Here is a 25,987-nt window from a genome sequence, read left to right on the forward strand (position 1 = left end):
CGTCAAGCCGTCAGGCATCGTCTTATCAAGGCGCGTACATATTATCTATCCCTGTATCCGCCCAATAACTGTCCGCAGTAGCACGGAATTTCATCAATCTAGCTAAGCGAGCTTTTTATAACTTAGGCGACCGATAGGACTTTTTGTCCGTCTTCTTCGTTGCACAAACAGTTATATAGCTTCGCTTAACGCCCGCTTGCGCGCCGTGTATACGAAAAAATCATGGCGTTGCGTGATTTATTTGATGCCTGATCCTAAGTATCCGTCTTTGAAAATATTCTTTTCAAAGACATGGTTGATTGTGCGTTAGAGTCGTTCTGATGTTTCAAGATACACAAAGTCCGTCCGGTAAGGATTATTGGAGCGATTTCTTAAAAAAATTATTGCACTATTGAACCAAACGTAAGGTTTGAGCGATTAAGCCTAGTAACAAATGCTCAATATATGAAAGCAAAGTAATCAGTCTTTTCTTTTTGAAGATGAGGGATGCTAGGTTATTAGCCGTTTTTAATGTATGTGTTGAATAACCCTTCGGCAAGTAATTATTCACACACCCTATCGTTCCCACGCTCCAGCGTGGGAACGAGAATGGCCGTGGGGCTGATACTCACCCAACTTGTATTCGCTGTTGGGGATTGAATAATAGCAACTTAAGGCATTGCAGGAATCGATTTTGAAAGAGGCTGATAATCTTGGATAACAAAACCATTACAAATACCGGTTTGAATGAGACAAATAACAAGGATTCATCGTCTCGCCAAAGTCAGGATAATTTAAAAAGCGTAGAGGATTTATATGTCAAATGTTTTAAACCTACGGTTAGTTTTTGTAGCGATGGTGAATTTAGGGTTGAGGTTCGAGGGCGCATTCGTGAAGGAATTAAAAATGCTTTAAATTTATTTTCAATTTCCGATTTGAAGGGTGATATTAATAAGGTTCGAGAAGTCATTTTTCAGGGAAGAACGTTTTCCGTTGCCGCAGTGATTTTTTTGTCATGGATGCTGACTAATTTTCTATTGGATAAAGCATCACCTTTTGGCATAAAGAAGGCGGCCGATGATTATTCGGAATTCATAATCGATCGTATAGCGGCGCCATTTTATGGCTCGGAAGCACAAAATGAAATAGTGGTGGTTTTAATCAATGACAATACCTTAATCAAGGAAGGACAGGCCTGGCCGCCGCATTATGATTGGTACTCCCGTTTACTCCATCGGGTATTGAAAAATCAGCCTAAGGCTGTCTTTTTCGATGTTCAGTTTAATAATTACCGCGCGGACGACAAGACCTTAGACAAGGCGCGCAAGGAATTAGAGGAAGACCTAGCCAGATTTAAAGTACCGCTCATTCTGGCTCAAGGAGCCGATACTTCACGAAAAAATGTATTCGGGCATATAAAGGGTGTGGAATTAGCTCCCGTGGAATGGTCGAATTTTGGTCGCGGTTATCCGCTGCTGCTTCCGGCAAGCAAATCCGGCGAGGCGCAAAATGATAGCTGTAATCCTGATCAAAGTATTGCAACGCCGGCGCTACGGCTTTACAGAGAGGCGTGTTCTGCCGACAGCTCTATCGGATGCGTGGAACCGACAAACCTTTTATCGGGTAAAGCATTATGCAGACCGTTGACCCCGCATTGGGGGCGTGCTGTTTCAAAAATCATGGAGACCAAAAAGCTGGTGCGTTTGAGCGAATGCGATCTGATTAACCCAACGGAAGCCGATCGTTTTCAGTCTTTTGTTAAGTCCATATTTCATACTTTCATTTCCGGATTTGACGACGACATCATGGAGAAGACGCGTCAGCCTTGCGCCTATACAGTGACTGTTTTGGCTCATGACCTAACCAACTTCGATAAAGTTCATGATGTACTCAAGGGCAAAATCGTATTGATTGGTTCGGGGTTGTCCGCAATGCATGATCTGGTGCTCACGCCGGTCCATGGTCAACTTCCAGGCGTTTATCTGCACGCGATGGCGCTCGATAATTTAATGACTTACGGTCGGGATTACTACAGCCATAATAAAGGAAGAGTGTTCGATTTTATATTGATAAGTATGGCAATGGTTGTTTCCTGGTCGATCGCAGTCGTGCTTCGCGCGAAGCCGCGTTTTTACCAGTTCGGCCTAAGGCTGTTCGCGGTATTGCTGATTGTAGCCCTGTCATTTGTTCTTTATACGCAGTATCACTACCCGGCAGTCCACTGGCTCAGTTTTTTATTGCTTTATGAATTGATCATTCGCGTGATTCAACAGGAACGCCATTAACCTAACCCATTCTATTCATCTTGAAAAGGCCACAAAAAATGAAATTTAAGTCCAGTACGATATTGTTTTACATAGCTATATTTTCATTGAATCTCGGTTCGTTCGCGCAAGCCGATGAATCCAAGGATAATTCTGACGAGGCACGTCAAATGATAGTCAGGTTCAATAGTGATTCACTCACTTTATATCATCGCGATGGAACGAGTTTTAATCGCATCGGTGAAGCTACCATAAACGACCTGCCGACATTGCCAATACCGATAGTGGAGAGTTCATCAGCTGGCTATGTTTTAATCAATGGGGATCGCGGGATGGTATGGTTGGACCAATTCGATATAGGGACCACGGAAAAACCGTTGGTAACGGCTACCTGCGATAGAGCCAGCAGTTATTCGATAGACTATATAAATACATCTGTTCCTGGTAATAATGACGGATGTAAATAATGGCGCGTGTTAATACTAATTCGCCACTCAAAAGAGCGATTAAGTCTTTTGTCATAGGCATTGCGCTATTGTCCTCAGGCTGTTCGACATTCACCGCGAGACTGAGCGATGCCGATCAATCCCCGCTATTGCCTCCCGGCACAGTAAAAGGTTTGTCTAGGGACGCGCCCAATCCCGAGAAGGGATTGAATTTTCGCCGCGCGTATTTCGGTATCGCCCGGCAGGCTGAGCTTGATGCTTACTTGAATGAAATTCTGGCGCGCCTTCAAAAAGCTTATACGGATATTCCGGAGCCCGCGCATGTGTTCGTGGTCCCGGACTCTTCATATTCGGCTAACGCCACCGAAGACGGCGCCATATTCGTACCCTTTGGCATATTACTGGACATCGAAAGCGAGGATGAGCTAGCGGCTTTGTTGGCGCATGAATATAGTCATGTCTTGCTGGGACATCACATTACCGGAAATGCCGAAGAAATATGGAATTATATCCACGGGCTGACAAATCTTGCATTGAGAACCCAGCTTATTGCTCAAAAGACTTTGCCTTTGCTGGCCAATGAGGCGGCTTTGGAAATGATTCAAAGTGCGGCCATTCCTGTCTTGGACCGTTCTCAAGAAGACGATGCGGATAAACTCGGCACGGATCTTCTCATTGCCGCCGGTTATAACAGCATCGGCATGTATGAGTTGTTGGGGCGAATGAAACGCTGGGACGAATTGAATGAGGAACAAAAAAAATCCAGGGAATCTCTTTTAGAAATGGCTTCCGATTCTTTCAAAATCGATTCCAAAAGGATGGAGGTCGATTTTACTCCTATGATAACCGGTGTTTCCGAGAGTATTCTCGAGGCTCGAGATTGGTTACGCAAAAAACATTACGATACCAAAGAGCGTCAGGACACGATTCGTGATTACATTAAGACCGTTCATTCAGGAGCCCCGAGACCGGAAAAGAGAATAACGCAATGGGTGGGTGTGAAAAACAGTCCCTCTGTCAAAAGTTTTCTTGATGGCTTGGCTTTAATGCGCGATCTCAATAGATCGCTGGTTAAGCTCAATGCACCCACGGTGACAAAACTGGTTGATAAGATGATGACGACTCAAGCAGGCAATGTTCCTTATCTTCATTACAGCGCTTTCAAAGCGTATAAATCCGTCGGGTTGAACGCAGAAGCTATTGCGGTTTTGAAGAAGGATGAATTATCCCCGGATTCTTTATTGCCTCAACACATGGAATTGATCGCCATAGCCGAAAAAAAATCCGCCGATGAAGGATTGAAGTCTGCGTTATCGGCCAACCAGGTCTTAGGGGAGCCGCCCCAATTGATGCCTAAGCTCATTCACTTATATAAAAAAACGGGGAACAAAGTTGCGATGACCGGATGGCACGCGAAGTGCGTGGCGACCGGGGTCAATGCATTAATGAATGAGTGTGATAAACAAGCTCACTAGATACTTGATCAAAAAATCATTGCAGGGTTTGGAGAAGTCAAGCCCCATCATCCGCCTTCAAAGCGAGACTATTGTAAATGTCGGACTTGTATGGACTCCTTGATTTTTATTTCAAGCCGAGTTTCCAGCAATATTCAATGACACAACAGTTTTCTTTCAATTACATACAGTATTCATTTTTTAATAATCCTCTTACAGCATGGATAAACAAATCGGCTCACGGCAAGAACAAATCTTAAAACTCCTCCTTACTGCCGAAACGGGCCTCAGCATCAATGAATTAGCCGCCGAATTGAGCATTTCCAGAAATGCGGTCACGCAGCACATCCTGTCGCTGGAGCGCAATCAAATGATTTGTGAAACCTCTCTGTTCAATAACACGGGCGGGCGGCCGTCGCGTAGTTATCGGTTGACCGAGCAGACTCGCAAGGGATTACCTAAGCAATATGCCTGGTTTAGCGATTTATTGCTCAGCGAACTGGCAGTCGAACTCGGTTCGGAGGCTTTGCAAAAAGTCATTTGGAAGTTAGGCGTCGAACAAGCTCGATTGTTGAAGGCGCAGTTTGCCGGTAAGGATTTAGAACAGACATTGCCGGCCCTGATCGAGGTCATGGAAAATTTGGGCTACCACCCGGAGCTCGAACGGCAACATGGACAAATCAGTATCAAGGTCAGTCACTGTGTTTATCATGAACTGGCCCAACAACATCCCGAGCTGTGCCGTTTCGACCAGGCGCTCATCACGACAGTCCTGAGTAGGCCGATCGAGCAGACTGCTTGTGTCGCCAAAATGGATTGCGTTTGCCGATTCAGCGTCGATGTTAGCGAATAAGCCGCCTTTAAGGGGTAATGCCTCCAAACTCAAGCGCTGCAATCAGCCTTAATAGGCCTACAAAAAACGATAAATTGAGAACCGACTCATGGAAACCAACACGCAACGCGTCATTGCACGCACGCCACCTGAAATCATCTGTCATTGCCGGCAAATCGACAGGAACACCATAGAACGATCGATCGAACAAGGCATGACAAGCCTTTCTGAAATCTCCAGAGCCACGGGCGCCGGCAGCGAGTGCGGTTGTTGTCGGGTTTACATTAAGGAACTGCTCGGTGAAAATTCATGGCTGCCGGTGCTTTTGGCGTCGGCGCATCGCTATTCGGAAAATTACTGCGCTTTTCGCTTCGCCAGAGCCGATGGAGAGCCTTGGCAACGGGAGCCGCCCGGCGCCTATATCATAGTCCATGCCTTCATCGACGGCGCTTGGGTCGGGCGGCCCTACGCGATCACCGACGATGGTGCGGACAGCGGATTGCGCGAGATCATCGTCAAACGTAAAAAAGGCGGTTTCTTTTCGAATTGGTTGTTCGATCATCTCGACGATTCGTCCAGCGCGCCTTTCAGGATTTCGGCCAGCGTCGGCGGCGCTGTTTTCGACCCGAACGGCTCCCGGCCCATCATCTGCCTGATCGGCGGCGTCGGCATCACGCCGGTTCTGGCCTTGTGCCGGATGCTCGTCAAGCACCACGGAAAAACGAAAATTCATATCGACTATTCCGCAAGCTCAATAGACGACTTTTTCTGCCGCGACGAATTATCCCGAATTGCGCGGATTTGTGACATAACGGTCGAATTTCGGCCTACCTCGACTCGCGGACGCATGCGACAGGCCGATGCCGATGCGCTGGTGAAACGTTATCCCGGCGAATCCTATTACATTTGCGGCTCCGCCAGTTATAAAGCCGCGACGATGGAGCTGCTTCGCAAGAGCGGGGCCGTCGGTCGGCAAATCATCGACCTGGAAGCGCCGCAACAGACAGGCGAAAACAGCGAAGCCGATCGAGAGGCCTGGGGCTACCGGGCCGTCGGCTTGTGCCTGTTGGCGGCTTACGGTCTGCAAGATGCGATCGATTTGAAGTGGCCGTTGCTCGAGCAATGGCAAAGCGATCAAATGTATAAGATTTGCAGCGGCTTATTACTCTTGTTTTATGTCTTGTTGCAGTGGCGTTTGCCGGTCGCGCGCTGGCTAAAGCGCGAAAACGACCGTCTGAAGGCACAAAAAAACCGCCATAAAACCATCGGCGCAGTCGCGCCCCTGCTGTTTTATCTGCACGCCACGAGTATCGGCTACGCTTATTTGGCGGTGTTGAGCAGCGTTTATTTGGCCAATAACCTTCTGGGCTACGGCAGCGGCGAGTTTGTAACCGCCGCGTTTAGAAAAGCCTATGTATACGGCTGGACGATCTTGCATGTCGGCCTGTCTACCAGTCTGTTGTTTTTAAGCGCTTACCACGTTTATATCGCGCTTGCCTATAAGTAACGGGAGCTTAATAGATGCTATTTCGTTACCTTGCCTTTCGCTTTAAATATCGTTTGGGCTATGCCGCAGGCCTGTTTCTAAGTATCGCAGGTTTGGCGCTACTGATGTCCGACAATCAAGCCGCTTGGCACAGTCCCGGTCCCGCCAATCACGGTCATGAACAACTGCCGTGCTCGGATTGTCATCGTGAGGCCGAAGGCAGTGCGCGCCAGCAAATTCAAGCCAATCTCAAACACCAACTGGGCTTGAGAAAGCATGAGGCTTATTTTCAATTCCGGCCGGTGAGCAACGCGCAATGCCTGGCCTGTCATGATCGCCCGAATGACCCGCATTTGGTGCATCGTTTCAATGAGCCGCGTTTTGCCGAAACGCGGGAAAAACTTCACCCCGAAACCTGCGCCTCCTGTCATGTCGAACACCGGGGCGTTCGCATCACCCTGCAGAACGCCGAATTTTGCCAAAGTTGCCATGAGGATTTTTCGCTGAAAGAAGACCCGATCAGCATTCCGCATCAAACTTTGGCGCAACAGCAACGCTGGGAGACTTGCCTGGGCTGTCACGACTATCACGGCAATCATCGAATGGATGTGCCGACCGAGGTCGACAATGCCATCGCGCCGGCTATTATCGGCGACTATTTCAACGGAGCGGCATCGCCGTATCCCGGACCCGTCATCCAAAAAGCAAAGGAGAAACCGGATGAGTCATAAGACTTTTTTGTTGATGTTTTTAACCTTAATAGGGTCGATCGTCTATTTATTCGTCGAAGCCCCGCAAGCGCTACCGGACGGTAAAGCCGGCGAAGATCGGGCGATTCCCGTCAATCGCTTGTTGGATATCGTCGCCAACGAAAACAATGCGGTTCGCGCGCTCTATACGCAAGAAATCGTCGGGGAAGGCGAGAAGGCCGGCCTTCAGTTCAGCGAAGACTGGCAAGAAGCCTCTGTCGAAGCCGGACCGTTGCCGGCGCTGTTTTTACGGGAAGCGTCGAGAAGCCTGGAAAAAAATGCGACACCGTTGAGCCTGTTCTTGGGGTCGGATTTTCCGATTGCGTCGTCGAATGCCTTCAAAGGCATACAAATTGAGAAATTCAACCGAATCAAGCAAACGCTTCGGCCGGAATATTTCTATGCCGCCGATATTCGGCGCTATACCGCGATGTATCCCGATTACGCCGTCTCGGCAGCCTGCGTCGACTGCCACAACGAACATCCGAACAGCCCCAAAAAAGACTGGCACTTACAGGATATGATGGGCGCGACAACTTGGCTGTATCCCGATGAGATGGCCACGCCCGGCGAACTGATCGAAACCTTGGCGGCGGCGCGTGAAGCTTTTAAAACGGCGTATCAGGCTTATCTCGACAAAGTAACGACCTTCGGCAATCCGCCGATGATTGGCGAAAAATGGCCGCGCGACGGCTATTATTTGCCTTCAGCGGAGGTGTTCATGCAGGAAGTGGATGCGCGCGTCGCGGGGGCGACATTGGGCGGACTCATGCAGGTCAGTCAGCCTCTTATGCATTCGCCGGAGGATGATGGTAAGCCGCTTTAACTGAGATGGTGTCTGAGGTTTATGAGACTGTAGAAAGAATTCGATAGAAGAGGTCGGTTTATGGTTTCTACACCTCTATCAAACGCTCCTCATCAAAGCCGGGCGCCGGTGATCTTGGATATCCTCGCGGATTCGACACGATCCGAACGCCGGCGATCTCATAATCCACCGCATTATGGATATGGCCGTGGCACCACAGGTCAATGCGGTGCGATCGGTCGGCGATAAATTCATCCAGCGAAGAGGCATAGGCGTAATCGACGATTTCCATGGAACGCAGCGAGGGAGCATGATGGGTTACCACCACCGTTTTTCCGTCATGTTGCTCGGCTAATTGCCGGTCCAGCCAGCGCAGCGAATCCTGATGCAGACAATAGGCGACGGCCGGGGAAAAATAGTGCGGCTCAAACCCGAACAGCGAATCGGTGGTTCGTCTCATCAGCGCGGTCGCGCGATCGTAGTGATCGGGGTTTTGCCACCATGTTTGGCAAGTGATATAGCGATAGTCGTTCATGGTCGATTGTGCTTCATAAACCGATGATGGCGAATAGCGGTTAAAGTCCGACCACAATGTGCAACCTAAAAACCGCACCCCGTCAATGACGACGCTGTCATTCTCCAGAAAATGTATGTCCAATGCCGTAGCGGTAGCCCGCAATTCGTCGATGATGCCCAGGTCGTTATCATAAAACTCGTGATTGCCGGCGACATAAATGATTTCATGGTTGGCAAACCGCCTCCGGCCCCATTCCAGGCCATTGCACCCTTCGCCAATATCGCCGGCCAGAATGACGACATCCGCGGTATTGGGATGATCGAAACGTAAACATGAATATTTGGCAGACGGATCAAACCGCTGATGTGCGAATTCTGTATGAATATCGGAGGCTAAAAAAATTTTCATGTTCAAGAGCTTCCTTGCCAGTAGGTATGCGTTAGATCAAAAGTTTGGGCGGGGCAAGGTTATCATCTGCAGTCTAAAATTCGTTCGGTTAGCTGTCCAATGTTAATAATCGCAATGTCCTGGGGTAAAATAACTAAGTGTAGGGAATTGCAAAAATTTAACGGGGGTAATCAAGAAATGGTGCCGAGGAGAGGACTTGAACCTCCACGCCCTTGCGAGCACTAGCACCTGAAGCTAGCGTGTCTACCAATTTCACCACCTCGGCAAAGGTGTGCTGTATCAGCGAAGTGAGCGCGCACTATACCGATTGCTTGATATGCTGTCAATACTATCGATGCCTAAAATCGCTGAGGTCTGCCCGCTGGCTGTCCATCAACCGCTTGATACATCACGTTGAATTTTGATTTGCATAGGGAATTGTTAAAATACGCGTATACAGTTAAGCTATGGCATTCATTCTAATTTAGGAAACGACGACATTGAAGTCTAAAGATAAAAAACCAAATTTTATTCCGACCCGAGATCCTTATGCGGAGCGCGAGGCGGCAAAATACGAGAATCCGATACCGAGTCGGGAGTTGATCCTCGATCTGCTCGCTCACGTCGGTAAACCGTTGTCGCGCGAACAAATTTCGCAGGAATTTCAGCTTGAGTCTCCCGATCAACTAGAAGCGTTGCGCAGACGGCTTCGTGCAATGGAGCGCGACGGTCAATTATTATTCAATCGGCGCCAAAAATACTGCCGGGTTAACAGCAAGGATTTGATTGCCGGGCGCATCCTCGGTCATGCCGATGGCTTTGGATTTTTAAAGCCGGATGACGGTTCCGACGATTTATTTTTGTCTCCCCGTGAAATGCGTTTGGTTCTGCACAATGACAGGGCCGTCGCGAGAATCGCTGGTCTCGACCGGAAAGGGCGCCGCGAAGGTGCTATTGTCGAGGTTTTGGAGCGCAATACTAAGCAAATTGTCGGCCGATTTTTTACCGAAAAAGGTGTCAATTACGTCGTTCCGGATAATAAAAACCTGGCTCAAGACGTATTGATTCCGGCCGATGAAACCGGCAAAGCAAAAAAAGGCGATATTGTTGTCGCCGAAATCTTGGAACAACCGAGTAAGACCAATCAGCCCATCGGACGTGTTGCCGAGGTTCTGGGTAAGCATTTGGCTCCGGGCATGGAAATCGAGATGGCGATTCGCAGTCATGGACTGCCGCATGTTTGGCCGGAAGAGGTTGAACAGGAAATTCAGTCATTCAGCGATGAAGTGCCGGAAGCCGCTAAGGAAGGACGTGTCGATTTGCGTGATGTTCCGCTGGTGACGATAGACGGCGAGGATGCGCGCGATTTCGACGATGCGGTGTATTGTCGTAAGACTGGAAAGGGCTGGAAGCTTTTTGTCGCGATCGCCGATGTGTCTCATTATGTCGCGATCAATAGCTCGTTGGATCTTGAGGCCAAAAACCGCAGTACTTCGGTTTATTTTCCGGAACAGGTGATTCCGATGTTGCCGGAAATTCTTTCGAATGGACTCTGTTCGCTCAATCCCGAAGTCGACCGTTTATGTATGGTCTGCGAGATGACGATCAATGCGGAAGGGCAGATGACGCGTTCGCGTTTCTTCGAGGCCGTGATGCGTTCTCATGCTCGCCTGACTTATACCGAAGTCGCTAGCATGCTGGTCGATGGCAATAAAGCTTTAATTAAAAAATATAAGCCTTTAATGCCGCATTTGCAGGAACTGTATGCTTTGTACAAAGCCATGCGTTTGAGCCGAGAAAAACGCGGTGCAATGGATTTCGATACTCAGGAAACGCGGATTATTTTCGGTTCCGAGCGTAAGATCGAAAAGATCGTTCCGGTTGTGCGTAACGATGCACATAAGCTGATTGAAGAGTTTATGATCACCGCGAACATGGCGGCGGCTAAATTTCTCAATCGCCGAAAAATGCCCAAGTTACTGAGAATTCATGACGGGCCCGGACCGGAAAAATTATTGGCGCTGAAGACCTTCTTAGGTGAATTGGGTCTGAGTTTGGGTGGTGGTGAGAAGCCGACGCCGCTCGATTACATGCATCTAGTCGATAGTATTAAAGGGCGCCCGGATGCCCACTTGATTCAAACGGTTTTGTTGCGTTCGATGTCGCAAGCCGTTTACAGTCCCGATTTGAAAGGTCATTTCGGCTTGGCGCTCGACGCCTATGCTCATTTTACGTCGCCGATTCGCCGTTATCCCGACTTGTTGGTGCATCGGGCCATCCGACATTGTTTACAAGACAAAAAGCCGGAAAGTTATCATTACGGATTTCCCGACATGGTCACGCTAGGCGAGCAATGCTCGACGAATGAGCGCCGAGCCGATGATGCGACACGCGATGTCGTTAGTTGGCTCAAGTGCGAATACATGATGGACAAGGTCGGCGAAGAGTTTCCGGGTATTATTTCGGCAGTGACGTCGTTTGGCTTTTTTGTCGAACTCGCCGATATTTATGTCGAGGGCCTCGTGCATATCAGTAATCTGGCCCAAGATTATTTTCATTTCGATGCTGCCAGTCATCAATTAATCGGCGAACGTACGGGCATTCGTTATCGTCTTGGCGATACCGTGCAAGTGAAAGTCGTACGTGTCGATCTCGACGATAAAAAAATCGATTTCGAACTGGTCAAGGTTACTGCCTTGGCAAAGCGCCCGAAAAAAAGACGGCGTAAAAAATGAGCCGAGTCAAAATTTACGGCATTCATTCGGTTCAGGCGGCACTCGATTATTCGCCTCAGCATATTCATCAGGCTTGGGTTGACTCGCACCGTCAGGACCGACGTTTAAGTCAATTACTCGAAGACTTGAAAAAGCTCGGTATTAACCCCGAAAAAGTCGACCGGAAAAAACTGGATCGTCTCGCCGACGGTAATAATCATCAAAGTATCGTGCTTGAAATCGAATTGCCTTCGGCGCAATCGGAAGATGCATTGAAGCAGGCGGTCTCCAGTCTTACCGGCATGCCGTTGTTTTTGGTTTTGGATAATGTTCAGGACCCGCATAACCTCGGAGCATGCTTAAGGACGGCCGATGCTACCGGCGTGCAAGGCGTCATCATCACAAAGGATAATTCGGTAGGTATTACACCGACGGTTTGTAAGGTTGCGAGCGGTGCTGCGGAGACCGTGCCGGTCTATCAAGTCACGAATCTGGCCCGAACATTGCGTTGGCTAAAAGATCAGGGGATTTGGATTTTCGGCGCCGCCGGCGAAGCCGAGCAAACGCTTTATCAGTGCGACTTTAAGCTGCCGATGGCCTTGGTGATCGGTGCCGAGGGTAAAGGTATGCGGCGTTTGACTCGTGAACAATGCGATTGGTTGGTCAAATTACCGATGGAGGGTAGTGTTTCCAGTCTCAATTTGTCGGTCGCGACCGGTGCGATGCTGTATGAGGTCGTTCGTCAAAGATCGATCCCATCACAGCTCTAGTAAGTTATTTGATCTCCAAATTGGGAATTGCTGCTAAGGAGGCGCCGGGGTGTTCGGCAAAGGCTTTGCCAGCATGGAGCTGGCATAGAGCCTATATGGACGTATTTACGGCGTCCTTTGACGGGCACCCCGGGGCCGAATTTTGATCTATGATGGGTATATTTTAGATTAATCGTTTTTAACGGCCAGGCTGATAGTCAATCGGGGCGCTCAAGTGAAAGGGCGATATATCTTTTAAGAATATCGGGCCATAAGTCTGCCCAACAGCACACATGATCGAATCCATCGATTGGCAGGTAAACGGCATTGGCTTGCCGCCGGCTAAAAGATTCGATGATCGAAGCGGGAACATTGCTGTCGTTTACTCCGGCCAGATGAATTTGTTTTATTTTGGCAGGTAAAGGTTGAGCGTCAATCGGGTTTAAAGATGCGTCTAGTGGTAAATAAGCGTGATGTCGGCTCCAGGCACTTGTGTTCAGGTTGGCTGCGACTGTAACAACGATGCTTGTGTTTTCAAAGTAAGGCGCGAGCAGCGTGGCGAGTGTTCCGCCACCGCTATAACCGATCAAAACTACGCTTGTTGTTTTTGCGTTTCTTAGCCATTTCTGCAAGGCGGTCGCCATGCTTTCGACGACCTCGGCCGAATACCGATGTGACGTCCAGTGTGCATAATGGCAGTTGGCCGTCGTATGCAACCCGTAGTAGCAGGGCCGGCCCAGTAATATTGCAGGTTCTTTATCTGCTGCCATTAAACGCAATATCAGCGGGTTTCTCGGTGTCGGATCTTCGGCAATCCAGCGGTTCATTTCCCATGGCGTGCCGTCGCCATCTAAATAAACATGGACTACCGGGATGGTGTCGGATTGCGCCGCAGTTTGGTTTAAATAGACTCGATGGCGAAATGGTTCGCCGATTATTTCAATGCTGGTAAGCCCTAAGTTTTTGGCGCTAGATTCAAAACGTTCTGAAGGTGTCGCGCAGCCGCTAAGCTGTAAGAGCAACAAGATTAAGCCGGCAATCCCCGGCTTGAGTATTGTTGTCGTTTTTAGGGCGTCTGGGCTGTTTGTCGAGAAGCGAAGTAAACCCATTCTTACAGCTTAACGGTGTTGTCGTTAAGCACCGGGCAGGAAAAAGAACGGGCTACCCTCGTGACCGGCATGTTGAAGCGGCGCGTATTGCGGCGCTTGAGTAAAGCCCACACGGGATGCCGAAGTTCGGACTTGTTTCGATACCGAACGAAAAATATCATAATCTTCGATTAAACCCCGATTGCTTTGTAGTGCATCGATAAAGGCTCGGGCAAATATTGAATGCTGGCCGTCCCCTTCGTCGAGAACCGGAGCCACGCCTCCTGATGTCAAGACGGTTCGTGCTTTCCGTGTTGCCATGAATTTCAGCCATTTTTCGCGTTTATCTTCGGGCATACCGTCCGGCAGTCTAGCGATCGCCGTTCCGGTCATCGCGCCCGAGTAGCAAGAATCCGCCACAACCAGGATGTGCCGTGCGGCGATGATATTCAGATAACGGGTGATATCGTCGCTGGAAATCCAGTTTGCGGTATTGTCGATTTCGGCATCGGTAGGTAGCCAGTAAGCCGCCAGGCTGGTTTTATCTCGTTCTCCGTGACCCGCATAGTAAATCAATAAGTTATCGTTTTCTTTCAAAGAATTGCGAATAGTATTCAGCGCCGTCATGATTTGGTGGCGATTGGCATTTTGCAGCAATGTGGTTTTGAATCCATAGCGTTGGCGCAGAATCGACTCGACCGCTTTGGCATCGTTGATCGCGGTTTTCAGTGTCGGTAGTTCCGTATAATCGTTATTGCCGATGATGAGCGCATGATAACGCCCGAAGTCGACATCATAAAATCGGCCTGGTTTGCTGGGTGTCGTCGGTCGGCTGTCGATGCTTGAAGTGGCGCTTTCCTCTTGGGTTACGATGTTGAAATTCAGACTGGTTCTTTTGTCTTTTTTATCGACGGCGACGATTTTGATTGGTGTCGTGGCTTCTGTGGCAGTGATATTTATCTTAAAGAAGCCCTGCGTATCGATATTTTCAGGTTTATCATTGACCACTAATGATTTAAGTCCGGCCGGCGCTTCGACTTTGCCGGTTATGGTTCTTGATGGGGCTATCGATCTTAACAATAAGCTTGGAACGCCTCGAGTCAATACCATCGGCGGATCGATAATTTCTATTGTTGGTGCGGCAGAGGCTAATTGTATCAATTGACCGCTTTCCAATTTTGTTACGGCTTTGCGTTGTTCGTTAATTCGGGTTTTTAAGGTTTTGACTTCCTGTGCAACCGTTTGCAACGATTGTTTTTGTAAGTCCAAATTAGCCCTAATTTCCTTCGCTCTTAGTTGTTCTCTCGGCGAACCGCTTTGTTCGGCCGATGAACCTACCGCTTCTAAAGATCGTTTGATTTCATTGGAGATCTTTATGTAATGACTTTCTTTTTCTTGAAGTAAGGTTTCGTTTTTTTGCAGTTCGCTACGGGCGTTGGCCAGTGTTTTGCCTGCTTGGGCGTCGATGATAGGTTGTTGTGGGGCGCTAGCGACGATTTTTTGTTCCTGGGCTAGGGCGGCTTGAGTTCTATGTTTGATGGATTTCTCTTTGGTTTCCAGGGAGCGTTCTAATTTTGAAATTTGATTTTGTCGCGCTTCGAATTCGGTTTGACCGGCTTTTAATTCCTGATCCAGCGCTTTTAGTAGTGATTCGTTCCGGGTGGATTTGTTTTTTTCCTGTTCGAGCTGTTGTTTTTTTTGGTCTAAGTTTCTTTGTATCGAGCGTAGATCATCTTGCTGTTGTCTGAGTTGACGTTGTGTGTCGGCTAGTTGGCTTCGTAATTGATCCGCCTCGAATTTACGTCGAGCGGCATCTTGCCGTAAAGCTTCCAATTCTTGTTCATGAGCGCTGGAAAATTGTGCCTCGACAACCGAAGCAAATTGCAAGTCGGTATTTTCTAAGCCTGATGCCTTACGATACCAATTTAATGCGGTAGTCAGGTCTTTTTCAACGCCGAGTCCTTTTTCATATAAATAACCGAGATTAATTTGCGCTCTCGAATGACCCGTTTCGGCGGCTTTTCGGTACCATTCGGCGGCTAAGCGAGGATCTGCCTCTGCGCCTAGTCCTTTTTCGTAGATTTCGCCGACGTTGATTTGCGCTTCGGGATCGCCTTGTTGTGCAAGCGGTAGCCATATTTTTAAAGCGCTGGCTAAATTGGCTCGGTCATAAGCGACATATTCGCCTCCGCGAATTTCGCATTCGCCCGCGGTCGTTTTAATTGCGCGCCTGGCTGTTAAGTAGGTCATTTGCGTGCCTAGCTTTCTGACTTGTCCGGGTAGCAGGCAATCGACGATGAATAGCTTGTCTGTGTCTTGAGGATTAAAGCCTTTTAGGGCTTTTAGGCCTTCTGGGCTGGTTGGGTCGGTTGTTTGGCAGCCGAGGGATAATGTCAATGATGTCAATGTCGCAACAAACAGAGTTTTTTTTGTGCTGAGCTGTTTATACTGTGTCGGTGGTTTTGGCTTGTTGCCTGACATGTTTTTCGCCTCTGTTAAACAAGGTGATGAAGGGTTCTATCAATTTCTCTTTTAATCGGCATTTTTTGTATTCAGTGTCACAGTATATTGATCGAAATTAATACTGACCTTATTAGTCTGATTGGGGGCGATCTTCATCGATGCTTTCCATTGTGCGGTATCGAGGTTGCGAAATGCCGCGAAGATAGCCAAATAACGAGCTTCAGGTTTGCTTTCCAAACTTAAATTCCGGATTGTATCAGGTTGAAGTTCCAGTTCCTTCCGAAAGATAATGTCTTGGCCCAGCAGGGCTGTGTCATTGTCGTAAATAGCGAAAAAGTCGCTGGTATTGAATTTATCGATTGCCTCGAATTGGTATATTCTAACAACCAAGGGCGATGCGCGGCCTTCAATATCGGGATTTAGAAGTTTGCCTGCTTGTAGTTTTAGCTCGAGTATTGTAGGGTCCGGTGTCGGTGCAATCACTTCCTCCTTGGTAGAGCATGCCGCAGTGTTGAGTAGCAATGCGCTTAATAATAGAGTCCGCCATTGCGTTTTTAGGCGTGAGAGATCAATTCGATTGTTTTTATTCATGGTTTTGTATTGACGATTCAAGCCTAGGTAGGCGCTATACACTGATTACTTTTGAAGTCTAGCTGCAAATTTATAATTCGGTCAACTTTCGAGTTGTTCATGAAGCGGTTCTAAGTTTTTGGAGTGTTCCCGGTGTTATATTTGTTTCAACTCAATTTTCGGCATTGGCACTAAGAGTTATGTCGGGATTTTTTACAGTTATTCAGCTAAACAAGTTGCATGACGATTATAGGTAATAGAAAAATAACGGATATTATTTTATGGCTTTAAAATTGCTTTTCATGATTTTATCAAAGACGAGAGATTGACATGAGTTGGCTATTAAGGCTACTTGCCGTAATTCTATTTTTTTCCTCGCCGTTATTTGCAGCCGAAGTTGCGGACGATCATCCTAGCGGAATTCGTAAAATGGCGATGGTTTACGAGCACGGCCGCGGCGTGAAAAAAAATTATCGGAAAGCTTACGAACTGTATTGTAAGGCGGCATTAATGTCGGATGTCGAATCGGCTTACCATTTGGGTTTTATTTATTTCAATGGCCGAGGAGTGTCGAGAAATTTATCGGTAGCGCTTTATTGGTTCAGGTTGGCGGCAAAAGGGGGGGATCCTTATGCCAGGCGCATGGTGATCAAATTTAAAGATATCAAGCCGACGAAAGATTCCGGTTGTCGTCGCCCTGAACCCGAGTTAACGATAACTACCGAGCAGCATGCAAACCCCAACCGCCAAATCGTTAAATCGTGGGTCGAAAAAATTGCTCCGAATTACGGTATCGATCCTGAGCTGGTAATGGCGGTTATTCAGGCCGAATCGGCCTTTAATCCCGGCGCATTGTCGAACAAAAATGCTCAAGGCTTGATGCAATTGATTCCGGCAACCGCTGAAAGATTCGGTGTCAAAGATACTTTCAATCCTATTGAGAACATCAAGGGCGGTACGGCTTATCTGCATTGGCTGATGCGGCATTTTAACGGCAATGTGGAGTGGGTTTTGGCGGCTTACAATGCCGGCGAGGGTGCTGTCGAACGCTATAAAGGTGTACCTCCTTATCGAGAAACGCAAAATTACGTTAAAACGATACTTAAGAAATATCCTAATAGAACACATCCTATTCCAGGTGAACATTCCCAACAAATAGATGCTTCATGAAAATTTTCATGCAATTTAGGATTTCGCAATAAATAACATCCTAGAACTATCAGCTTTGTTTTGTTGAGGATTCGGCAATCTTTGCCGAGCCCCCCTGCGCCTCCTTAGGCATCGCCGGAATTTGCAGTGCGAAAGTTATAAACTGCCGGTCTCACTTCCTTCCATGAATTTTACTTGAATCTGCGGTCTTTCATCCGTCTCGTGGCGCAATCATTCTTGAAACCGGTTAAAATAGGCCGTTTATTAGCCGTTCATTCGAACTGGAATACGAATCGAAAAGATTTGTTAAGTCGAAAGGGCGTTATAAAACCACTCCGGAAAACCTGTGAATCAATCGAAAAAACAACAAGAGAAAACATTGCAGATGGCTGTTTTGATGACGCCGGACATGGCCAATTTTTCCGGCGTCGTGCATGGCGGTTCGTTATTAAAATTGCTCGATCAGGCCGCTTATGCTTGTGCGGCACGTTATAGTAAAAACTACGTTGTAACGGCATCGTTAGATCAAGTTTTTTTTAAGGAAAAAATTCAGGTCGGCGAGTTGGTGACTTTATCTGCACATGTCAATTATGTCGGGCGGTCTTCAATGGAAATCGGCATCAAAGTGGTTGCCGAGAATTTACGCACGCAAGAAAAAAGACATACCAATTCTTCTTATTTTACGATGGTGGCGGTCGATGAGAATGGCAAACCGGTGCCTGTTCCGCCATTGACCATAGAAAGCGAATTGGAGCAGAAACTATACGATGCTGCGTTGATGCGCAAAAAAATGCGCCAGGAAATCATGGAAAAACATATGGCACTACATGTCGACTTACCAAAGGACGATCTTTAATTTATGGGTATTCAGGAAAACTTCGAACAACTTCCGTTAAAGGAATTTACCGAAAAGGCATATCTCGATTATTCGATGTATGTGATTTTGGATCGCGCCTTGCCGCATATTGGCGATGGCCTCAAGCCGGTGCAGCGACGCATCGTTTATGCAATGTCGGAGTTGGGGCTGACTGCGGCGGCAAAATATAAAAAATCGGCACGAACGGTCGGTGACGTGCTCGGTAAATACCATCCGCATGGCGACTCGGCCTGTTATGAAGCGATGGTGTTGATGGCTCAGGATTTTTCCTATCGTTATCCGTTGATCGATGGTCAGGGGAACTGGGGTTCGCCGGACGATCCGAAATCGTTTGCCGCGATGCGCTATACCGAATCGCGTTTGACGCCTTACGCACAAACCTTGCTAAGCGAACTGGGGCAGGGGACCGTCGATTGGACCGACAACTTTGACGGTACGATGAAGGAACCGGTATTGTTACCGGCGCGTTTACCGAATGTATTGTTGAACGGCACAATGGGTATCGCGGTAGGCATGGCGACCGATATTCCGCCGCATAATCTTAGAGAAGTGGCGGCGGCATGCGTGCAATTGCTGGACGATCCCGATACGCCGTTGGAAAGATTGTTCGACCATATCAAGGGTCCTGATTATCCCACTCACGCCGAGATCATTACACCCGTCGAAGAGCTACGAAAGATGTATGCATCCGGCAACGGTTCGGTCAAAATGCGTGCCCGTTATGAACTGGAAGACGGTAATATCGTTATTACCGCCCTGCCGCATCAAGTGTCAGGGGCCAAATTGCTCGAACAAATCGCAGCGCAAATGAATGCGAAAAAATTGCCGATGATCGATGATTTGCGAGACGAATCCGATCATGAAAATCCGACGCGCTTGGTCGTGATGCCGAAATCCAAACGCATCGATGTCGAGGCGGTGATGTCGCATTTGTTCGCGACGACCGATTTGGAGAAAAATTTTCGCGTAAATTTAAATATGATCGGCCTAGACGGTAGGCCTCAAGTCAAAAATCTTAGAACGATATTGACTGAATGGCTGATCTTCCGAACCGAAACGGTTAGGCGCAGGTTGCAATACCGGTTAGACAAGGTCTTGGCTCGTTTGCATATCCTTGAGGGATTATTGATCGCTTATCTCAATATCGACGAAGTCATTGCGATTATTCGGTACGAGGATAAACCGAAACCGGTGCTGATGGAGCGCTTCGGTATCAGCGATCTTCAGGCCGAAGCGATCTTGGAATTGAAACTGCGGCATTTGGCTAAATTGGAGGAAATGAAAATTAAAGGCGAGCAAGCAGAGCTCGAAAAAGAGCGGCAAGCTTTGGAAAAAACCTTGGGTTCGAAAGCTTTGCTTAATCGTTTGATCAAAAAAGAAATTCAAGTCGATGCCGAAAAGTTTGGTGACGAGCGGCGTTCGCCGATTATTGAGAGAGGATCGGCAAAGGCGCTAAACAGCACGGAACTGATCGCGAATGAGCCGGTTACGGTGATATTGTCTGAAAAAGGCTGGATTCGTGCCGCGAAAGGTCATGATATCGATGTTGAAGGCTTGAGTTACCGTTCCGGAGACGGTTTCCTACATGCGGTCAAGACCCGCACGACTCAGCCGGTTTATGTATTGGATTCGACTGGGCGCGTTTATGTAACCGCGAGCCATGACTTGCCTTCGGCGCGCAGTCAGGGCGAACCGCTGACCGGTCGATTCAATCCGCCTGCAGGTTCCTTATTTATTGGTTTACTAGCCGGAGATCCGGATGATTGGTATGTGCTGGCCGGATCTACCGGTTACGGCTTCAGGGTGCAATTGAAGGATTTGTTCAGCAAGAATAAAGCCGGTAAAACGGTTGTTACCTTACCGGTGGGCGCGAAGGCTTTGTTGCCGGTTAGAGTGCATTGCGATAGCGACTTGCTAGCGATTGCGACACTTCAGGGTAGGTTGTTGATTTTTCCGGTCAATGAGTTGCCGGATTTGACGCGGGGTAAAGGCAATAAACTAATTCAAATTCCGACGAGCGATTTGGCCGACGGCAGTGATGCTGTTATGGCATTGGCTGTGATTTCCGAGCAAAGCGAATTGAAGCTCATTTCCGGAAAACGCACGCTGACGCTAAAAGCAGCCGATATCGAGCATTACAGAGGAGCCCGAGCGAAGCGAGGATTACATTTACCGCGCGGCTTTCAAAAAGTCGACGGTTTTGTAGTCGAGTAAGTTTATTATCGCGCGGAGGCGCAGGGGTGCGAGGAGTTTATTCGTTTTTCATCGTTCCCACGCAGAACCGCTCATCGTTATACATAAATGGTAGGGTACGCTCCGCGTACCTCCATGCCGTTGAGCCCCGAATTCCTGCCCAGATCAAACAATAAGGGCTAAGTTTTAGCATTGGTGGGGTTGCAATAGTACGCATAGCGTACCCTACGGCGCTATACCTTTCGCACTTCAAATTTCGGCAGTGCCTGAGGAGGCGCCGGGGTGCTCGGCAAAGGCTTTGCCAGCATGGAGCTGGCATAGAGCCTACAGGGACGTATTTACGGCGTCCTTTGAAGTGCACCCCGGCGCCGAATTTTGATCTACGATGGGTATAGATTGCAGTGTCGTCCGGAAAGGCTATTGGTGTTTGAGTGGAGCGGCTTCGATAGTCGCGACGTAGGCGTCGCTCCCACAGCGCTTGTAACCTTTTGTGGGAGCGATCCCCTGATCGCGATTTCGAAACCGGGAGCGTTAGGTGACAACAAACGGTATCGAGGTCACATTAGCTAAGATGGTATCTACGATGGGTATATCATCTCTGCGCTCCAGAGCGTCTCCGTGCGAGATCAAAAGAGTTAGCTATGCGCCTGTTCGGCGGCAATGACGGTATTGGCGACCAGCATCGTGATCGTCATCGGACCGACGCCGCCCGGCACCGGCGTGATGTAACCGGCGACTTCCTTAACGCTTTCGAAATCCACATCGCCGACCAATTTACCGTCCTCGAGCCTGTTGATGCCGACATCGATGACAGCCGCGCCGGGTTTGACCATGTCGGCGGTAATCAAATTAGGTTTGCCGGTTGCGACGACCAGAATGTCGGCTAACGAGGTGAATTGCTTCAGATCACGAGTTTTCGAGGTACAAATACTGACCGTCGCATTTTTTTGCAGCAACATCAGCGCCATCGGTTTGCCGACGATGTTGCTGCGCCCGACGATAACGGCATTTTGGCCTTCGATCGGGATGTCGCAATATTCAAGCAGGCATTGCACTCCATAGGGTGTGCAGGGTGGAAATATCGTATTGCCGGCCATCAATGCGCCTAGGTTATACAAATGAAAGCCGTCCACGTCCTTATCGGCGTTGATGGTTTCGAGAACTTTGTTGACGTCGATATGATCGGGTAGCGGCAATTGTACAAGTATGCCGTGGATCGAAGAGTTGTCATTAAGGCGTTCGATAGCCGATAGCAATAAGGCTTCGCTGATATCTTCGGGTAGGTCGATCAATTCGGAATAAATGCCGACTTCGTGACAGGCTTTGATTTTATTGCGCACATAGACTTGCGAGGCAGGATTGTCACCGACAATGATGACGGCTAGGCCCGGGAGCACGCCTTTTTCTTTGAGTTGAGCTACGCGTTGTTTCCATTTTTTGCGGACCTCTAATGCGACCGCTTTACCATCGATGATTTTTGCACTCATGATTTAATTGTTTATGTTGTAAATATTATCGGTAAGCATAAGGAAGAACGTGCAAGAACGCAAACGCTCCACTACCGGCGGCGTATCGTTTTTCAATGCCATTAATCGCCCAAAACGATGTTGTATTTACCGAGCAGGGAATAAAGCGTAGGGCGTGTAATGCCTAATAGTTTTGCCGCATTAGAAACGTTATGGTTCGAGAAATTCAGTGCTCTTTTTATCGCAAGCGTTTCGGCAGCTTCCCGAACTTCTTTTAAGTTAAGCGGCAGTGCGTCATGGTTTTCGCCGTCCATTTCGAGGTCGTTTAACGTTATCAGCGATTCCTCCGCCATGATGACCGCGCGTTTAATTTTATTTTCCAATTGGCGAATATTTCCCGGCCATTCATAAGTTTCGATGGCTTGAGCGGCTTCTTTGGTAAATCCCTTAATCGATTTTTTATGTTGGTCGTTAAATTTTCTCAATAAGGCGGTTGCGATGATGAGAGCATCTCCTTCGCGTTCTCTGAGCGGAGGAATATTGATGGTCATTTCACTGATACGATAATACAAGTCTTCTCGAAATGCATTTTGTTGAATCAGGTTTTGAATATTTTGGTGGGTTGCGCAGATAATGCGAACATCGACCGGTATCTCGCCGCGCCCGCCCAAGCGCTCAATGGTTCGCTCCTGAATGAAGCGTAATAATTTCGATTGTAGATTGAATGGGAGATCGCCTATTTCGTCGAGAAAAAAAGTGCCTCCGTCGGCATATTCTATTTTGCCTTTGGTTTGTTTGACGGCGCCGGTGAATGCCCCTTTTTCATAACCGAATAATTCACTTTCCAATAGGTTTTCGGGAATGGCCGCGCAATTGACCGGTACGAAAGGTTTTTTAGCCCGGTCGCTGAGGTCGTGAATCGCTCTGGCAAAAACTTCTTTACCGGTTCCGCTCTCGCCGAGTAATAAAGTAGTGATTTGCATCGGAGCGATTTTTTCCACGGTTCTGGAAATTTCCTGCATTTTTTTACAGGCCGCGATAATGCCGTTCAACGGTTCATGATTTTTTTGCTGAAGTTTTGCGTTTTCATTTTCCAGCGAGGTCAAATGAAAGGCGCGCTGAATGATCGTATTTAAGACATCGAGATCGACCGGTTTCTGGTAAAAGTCGTAGGCCCCTAACGCGATGGCTTGGAGAGCGTTGTCTCTATCGTCATTGCCGGTTACGACAATGACTTTAGTATTTGGGGCCAGTTGCAGTATTTCTTTTAAGGTTTCGAGTCCTTCACTAGCGTTGGTCGGATCGGGCGGCAGGCCTAAGTCCAGCGTCACAACACTCGGTTGATAACGCCTCAATGCGGTAATGGCCTCCGGTCTATCGCCGGCTATGACGATCTTGTATTTTTCGAAACCCCATTTGAATTGTTTTTGCAAACCGGGGTCGTCTTCCACTATGAGTAAAATACTGTCGTCGCTCATTTCTCGCCTTTTAATATTGCTCGGGTCATATCAAGTTGAACGTTCGTTTCGGCGCTAGTTTGAGTCGGCTGCTTGTGCCGTTTATAAAGCGGCAAGGTGATCGTAAAAGTTGTTCCTATACCGGCCGCGCTTTTAACATCGATCGTCCCCGAATGTTTTAAAACGTAATCTCGAGCTTCGTAAACACCGATACCCATACCCGCATTGCCTTTTGTCGTATCGAAAGGCTTAAACAACCTTTCGGCAATAAACTTATTATCCATTCCGGCGCCGCTATCGATAATTTTGATGATTGCTCGGTCAGCGTTTTGTGTTAACTCCAATTTAACAAAGCCATCGTCATCGGTTGCTTCTTGAGCGTTTTGTATTAGATGCCCGAGAACGGCTGTTATTTTAGCTTGTTCGCCTTGAACTTCGAAGTCTTGGTTAATATCTGAGACAATTTCCAAGGTCGGACGATTGCTTGATTGTTGTTGTGCGACATCTTGGATGATTTGATTTAAGTTAAGTACGGCTTGGGTTTCGGATTGAATATTGCCTTTTTTCAATTGGTCGATGATGTGTTGCATTTTTGTGACGACATTTTGCAACGTATCGATGGAGTCTTCAATGAATTCGGGATTATGTTTATGTTTTTCTGCATTTTTAACAATCATCGCAACTTGCGCGATCAGATTTTTTAAATCGTGTACTACGAATGCGGATAGCCTGCTGTAGGCTTCGAATTGTCGAGCACGGGACAATTCGTCAAGCGTTTGGTTTAAGGCTAGAGCATTACTCAACTGGAATCCGACAGTCTTTAATAAGTCGAGATCCTCCCAGTTAAGTGCCCTGGGGACACGCGCTTGGGTAAGGACAACGAAGGCTTCTAATGAGTTTAGCCTATAGAGCGGGATAATGAGCCAAATTTTGTTGTCGTCGAAATTCCACTTCGACAAATCAATGTCGTCGTATAGATCCGGGTTGTCAATGTATTGCACGAAATCGATGACCCATTGCTTGTCGGCTAAGAATCGAATAAAAGGTTCGTCTTTACCAAATAATTGTTCCGGTTCGAAGCCTAAGTGTTTGTGTTCTGCTAAATAAAAATCGCCTTGTTCGTTTTTTAGCCAAAGCCCTCCACCGGAACTCTCTACTAAATCGGCCATGGTTTTAATAATGAGCCCCGCCAATTCGCTGACCGAATTCAATTGCGCGAGGGTTTTACTAAGCTTGATCCATTCTTCTCGATAATCATAGCGATATTCAAGAAAATGTTTACTCAAATTAACTTTGACTAACGCTCTAATTTTTCCGGAAATAAAAAGAACGATCAGCAATAAAATCGCTAAAAAAATAAAGGTAAATTGAGCGACTTCCCCCCAATTGCCGCCATAGTCACGTATATAAAATCCGGCAACTGACATCAGGACCAAGTATAATCCGGAGCCGAATAGAACAGTGGTATGAAAAACGATTTTTCTTGAAACGGTCAATTCGGTGTCTTTTTCTTGTAAACGCAGCATGGAAACCGCGAGCATAGGCGCTATTATGGCATTGATAATTCCCCGCGAACTCCATATCGCCGAATCCAACGAAAAAAACAGTAATGATTTGCTGTATAGAATAAAGTCGACTATAAACAAAGCGCCAAGACCTACGCATAAGAATTTTATCGACCAACGTTGATCGGAAAATGCGTTGCGATAAATTTGCTCAATCAACATTAGGCCGACAATTGCAAAAATGACATGGATAAATAAGCGCAAGTCCCTTTGCAGGAATTGGTTGATGGCTTGTAGTAAGCCTGAATTGACTTCGTAAAGAAACACGAGAGTTGTGCTAAACAAGATCAATAGGACATTTTTCGATCTAAAAAAAATCGATAAGCGTTCTCCCTTGCGTTGTTTGAAGCTTATAAAGCAAAGAAAAATCAGCCAAGCTCCATTGCGTAAAGTTTCGAATGGTAGTGCATCGGAACTGAAATAGAACTGATCTTGCAGGGTAAACGTTGTGTAGCCTAACCAAATCAAGGAAAGAACAATTGCCAGAAAGAAGGGCACGAAATAAGGGCTTTTTTTTATGCTTATTAATGCAAATGGAATTAACAAGGCATAACTGGTCGTAGCGGTAAGGTAATTGTAAAAGCTGTAATTTTCCAGAGTGTCCATGTTATTCGTAGCGGTCAGAGAAGGTTAAGAGCCGATGTAAAATCGGCTAAATCTCAATTTCAATGGTAAGGTTTGAGATGAAGTCTGTATTGAATGATACGGGTTTGTGCTTTAATGACCAATAGATCATGCGTGGTTGATATACCCTTTGCTGGTCAAATTTCGGCGCCG

General features: G+C 47.5%; 18 protein-coding genes and 1 tRNA gene. 11 read left to right on the forward strand and 8 right to left on the reverse strand.

Going from position 1 to position 25,987, the window contains the following annotated elements; translation table 11 throughout:
* The first annotated feature begins 692 nt into the window (after positions 1-692).
* The 6 genes from EQU24_RS06285 (at position 693) to EQU24_RS06310 (ending at position 8,036) form a co-directional block, all read left to right on the forward strand.
* The gene (locus EQU24_RS06285) at positions 693-2,264 is read left to right on the forward strand and encodes a CHASE2 domain-containing protein (protein ID WP_017840303.1); all 1,572 of its coding nucleotides are present in this window, start codon (positions 693-695) and stop codon (positions 2,262-2,264) included.
* 445 nt (positions 2,265-2,709) lie between these two features.
* Positions 2,710-4,164, forward strand: coding sequence for a M48 family metallopeptidase (locus EQU24_RS06290; RefSeq protein ID WP_017840302.1), 1,455 nt, complete (start codon positions 2,710-2,712; stop codon positions 4,162-4,164).
* 199 nt (positions 4,165-4,363) lie between these two features.
* Complete coding sequence (locus EQU24_RS06295; RefSeq protein WP_017840301.1) at positions 4,364-4,996, forward strand: helix-turn-helix transcriptional regulator; 633 nt, start codon at positions 4,364-4,366, stop codon at positions 4,994-4,996.
* Between the two features lie 88 nt (positions 4,997-5,084).
* The gene (locus tag EQU24_RS06300; protein WP_026130117.1) at positions 5,085-6,482 is read left to right on the forward strand and encodes a (2Fe-2S)-binding protein; all 1,398 of its coding nucleotides are present in this window, start codon (positions 5,085-5,087) and stop codon (positions 6,480-6,482) included.
* Between the two features lie 14 nt (positions 6,483-6,496).
* On the forward strand, positions 6,497-7,192 hold the full coding sequence (locus EQU24_RS06305) for a cytochrome c3 family protein (protein WP_017840300.1): 696 nt from the start codon (positions 6,497-6,499) through the stop codon (positions 7,190-7,192).
* Positions 7,182-8,036 (forward strand): c-type heme family protein, encoded by an 855-nt coding sequence (locus tag EQU24_RS06310; protein WP_017840299.1) that lies wholly within the window; start codon positions 7,182-7,184, stop codon positions 8,034-8,036. Before EQU24_RS06305 ends, EQU24_RS06310 begins: the two co-directional genes overlap by 11 nt.
* 67 nt (positions 8,037-8,103) lie before the next feature.
* Here EQU24_RS06310 and EQU24_RS06315 read toward each other — a convergent pair whose 3' ends face one another.
* Both EQU24_RS06315 and EQU24_RS06320 read right to left on the reverse strand, forming a co-directional pair.
* Positions 8,104-8,940: a metallophosphoesterase gene (locus tag EQU24_RS06315; RefSeq protein ID WP_017840298.1), complete on the reverse strand. Its 837-nt coding sequence runs from the start codon at positions 8,938-8,940 to the stop codon at positions 8,104-8,106.
* A 178-nt stretch (positions 8,941-9,118) separates the two neighbouring features.
* Positions 9,119-9,205 (reverse strand) — tRNA-Leu (locus tag EQU24_RS06320).
* 214 nt (positions 9,206-9,419) lie between these two features.
* On the opposite strand from EQU24_RS06320, the gene rnr reads away from it, so the two are divergent.
* Both rnr and rlmB read left to right on the forward strand, forming a co-directional pair.
* Positions 9,420-11,654: a ribonuclease R gene (rnr, locus tag EQU24_RS06325; RefSeq protein WP_017840297.1), complete on the forward strand. Its 2,235-nt coding sequence runs from the start codon at positions 9,420-9,422 to the stop codon at positions 11,652-11,654.
* On the forward strand, positions 11,651-12,403 hold the full coding sequence (rlmB, locus tag EQU24_RS06330; protein ID WP_017840296.1) for a 23S rRNA (guanosine(2251)-2'-O)-methyltransferase RlmB: 753 nt from the start codon (positions 11,651-11,653) through the stop codon (positions 12,401-12,403). The genes rnr and rlmB overlap by 4 nt, the downstream gene beginning before the upstream one ends.
* 197 nt (positions 12,404-12,600) lie before the next feature.
* Here rlmB and EQU24_RS06335 read toward each other — a convergent pair whose 3' ends face one another.
* Genes EQU24_RS06335 through tssJ form a run of 3 tightly spaced genes read right to left on the reverse strand, consistent with a single transcriptional unit; the run spans position 12,601 to position 16,524 of the window.
* A complete protein-coding gene (locus EQU24_RS06335) occupies positions 12,601-13,491 on the reverse strand; it encodes an alpha/beta fold hydrolase (protein ID WP_017840295.1) in 891 nt (296 codons plus the stop codon).
* A 24-nt stretch (positions 13,492-13,515) separates the two neighbouring features.
* On the reverse strand, positions 13,516-15,951 hold the full coding sequence (locus tag EQU24_RS06340) for a caspase family protein (RefSeq protein ID WP_017840294.1): 2,436 nt from the start codon (positions 15,949-15,951) through the stop codon (positions 13,516-13,518).
* Between the two features lie 51 nt (positions 15,952-16,002).
* Entirely contained in the window at positions 16,003-16,524 is a 522-nt protein-coding gene (tssJ, locus tag EQU24_RS06345) for a type VI secretion system lipoprotein TssJ (RefSeq protein ID WP_017840293.1), read from the reverse strand.
* A gap of 309 nt (positions 16,525-16,833) precedes the next feature.
* Here tssJ and EQU24_RS06350 point away from each other — a divergent pair, with 309 nt between their 5' ends.
* From EQU24_RS06350 to parC, 3 genes are all read left to right on the forward strand, one after another.
* Entirely contained in the window at positions 16,834-17,673 is an 840-nt protein-coding gene (locus tag EQU24_RS06350) for a transglycosylase SLT domain-containing protein (RefSeq protein ID WP_017840292.1), read from the forward strand.
* Between the two features lie 325 nt (positions 17,674-17,998).
* Positions 17,999-18,508 (forward strand): acyl-CoA thioesterase, encoded by a 510-nt coding sequence (locus tag EQU24_RS06355; RefSeq protein WP_014147899.1) that lies wholly within the window; start codon positions 17,999-18,001, stop codon positions 18,506-18,508.
* Positions 18,509-18,511: 3 nt separating this feature from the next.
* The gene (gene parC / locus EQU24_RS06360) at positions 18,512-20,743 is read left to right on the forward strand and encodes a DNA topoisomerase IV subunit A (RefSeq protein ID WP_017840291.1); all 2,232 of its coding nucleotides are present in this window, start codon (positions 18,512-18,514) and stop codon (positions 20,741-20,743) included.
* A gap of 614 nt (positions 20,744-21,357) precedes the next feature.
* On the opposite strand, the gene folD is transcribed toward parC, so the two are convergent.
* From folD to prsK, 3 genes are all read right to left on the reverse strand, one after another.
* Complete coding sequence (gene folD, locus EQU24_RS06365) at positions 21,358-22,209, reverse strand: bifunctional methylenetetrahydrofolate dehydrogenase/methenyltetrahydrofolate cyclohydrolase FolD (RefSeq protein WP_017840290.1); 852 nt, start codon at positions 22,207-22,209, stop codon at positions 21,358-21,360.
* A 101-nt stretch (positions 22,210-22,310) separates the two neighbouring features.
* Positions 22,311-23,666, reverse strand: a complete 1,356-nt coding sequence (gene prsR, locus EQU24_RS06370; protein ID WP_017840289.1) for a PEP-CTERM-box response regulator transcription factor — start codon at positions 23,664-23,666, stop codon at positions 22,311-22,313.
* On the reverse strand, positions 23,663-25,816 hold the full coding sequence (gene prsK / locus EQU24_RS06375; RefSeq protein WP_017840288.1) for an XrtA/PEP-CTERM system histidine kinase PrsK: 2,154 nt from the start codon (positions 25,814-25,816) through the stop codon (positions 23,663-23,665). Before prsK ends, prsR begins: the two co-directional genes overlap by 4 nt.
* Positions 25,817-25,987: the final 171 nt, after the last annotated feature.

It is taken from the genome of Methylotuvimicrobium buryatense, assembly GCF_005931095.1.
Taxonomy (GTDB): Bacteria; Pseudomonadota; Gammaproteobacteria; order Methylococcales; family Methylomonadaceae; genus Methylotuvimicrobium; species Methylotuvimicrobium buryatense.

Excerpts from the sequence above, each read along its gene's own strand:
- parC (WP_017840291.1), top strand. The coding sequence starts at position 18,512 with ATGGGTATTCAGGAAAACTTCGAACAACTTCCGTTAAAGGAATTTACC.
- EQU24_RS06305 (WP_017840300.1), top strand. The coding sequence starts at position 6,497 with ATGCTATTTCGTTACCTTGCCTTTCGCTTTAAATATCGTTTGGGCTAT.
- EQU24_RS06295 (WP_017840301.1), top strand. The coding sequence starts at position 4,364 with ATGGATAAACAAATCGGCTCACGGCAAGAACAAATCTTAAAACTCCTC.
- EQU24_RS06340 (WP_017840294.1), bottom strand. The coding sequence starts at position 15,951 with ATGTCAGGCAACAAGCCAAAACCACCGACACAGTATAAACAGCTCAGC.
- folD (WP_017840290.1), bottom strand. The coding sequence starts at position 22,209 with ATGAGTGCAAAAATCATCGATGGTAAAGCGGTCGCATTAGAGGTCCGC.
- prsK (WP_017840288.1), bottom strand. The coding sequence starts at position 25,816 with ATGGACACTCTGGAAAATTACAGCTTTTACAATTACCTTACCGCTACG.
- EQU24_RS06350 (WP_017840292.1), top strand. The coding sequence starts at position 16,834 with ATGAGTTGGCTATTAAGGCTACTTGCCGTAATTCTATTTTTTTCCTCG.
- prsR (WP_017840289.1), bottom strand. The coding sequence starts at position 23,666 with ATGAGCGACGACAGTATTTTACTCATAGTGGAAGACGACCCCGGTTTG.
- EQU24_RS06300 (WP_026130117.1), top strand. The coding sequence starts at position 5,085 with ATGGAAACCAACACGCAACGCGTCATTGCACGCACGCCACCTGAAATC.
- EQU24_RS06310 (WP_017840299.1), top strand. The coding sequence starts at position 7,182 with ATGAGTCATAAGACTTTTTTGTTGATGTTTTTAACCTTAATAGGGTCG.
- EQU24_RS06315 (WP_017840298.1), bottom strand. The coding sequence starts at position 8,940 with ATGAAAATTTTTTTAGCCTCCGATATTCATACAGAATTCGCACATCAG.
- rlmB (WP_017840296.1), top strand. The coding sequence starts at position 11,651 with ATGAGCCGAGTCAAAATTTACGGCATTCATTCGGTTCAGGCGGCACTC.
- EQU24_RS06290 (WP_017840302.1), top strand. The coding sequence starts at position 2,710 with ATGGCGCGTGTTAATACTAATTCGCCACTCAAAAGAGCGATTAAGTCT.
- tssJ (WP_017840293.1), bottom strand. The coding sequence starts at position 16,524 with ATGAATAAAAACAATCGAATTGATCTCTCACGCCTAAAAACGCAATGG.
- EQU24_RS06335 (WP_017840295.1), bottom strand. The coding sequence starts at position 13,491 with ATGGGTTTACTTCGCTTCTCGACAAACAGCCCAGACGCCCTAAAAACG.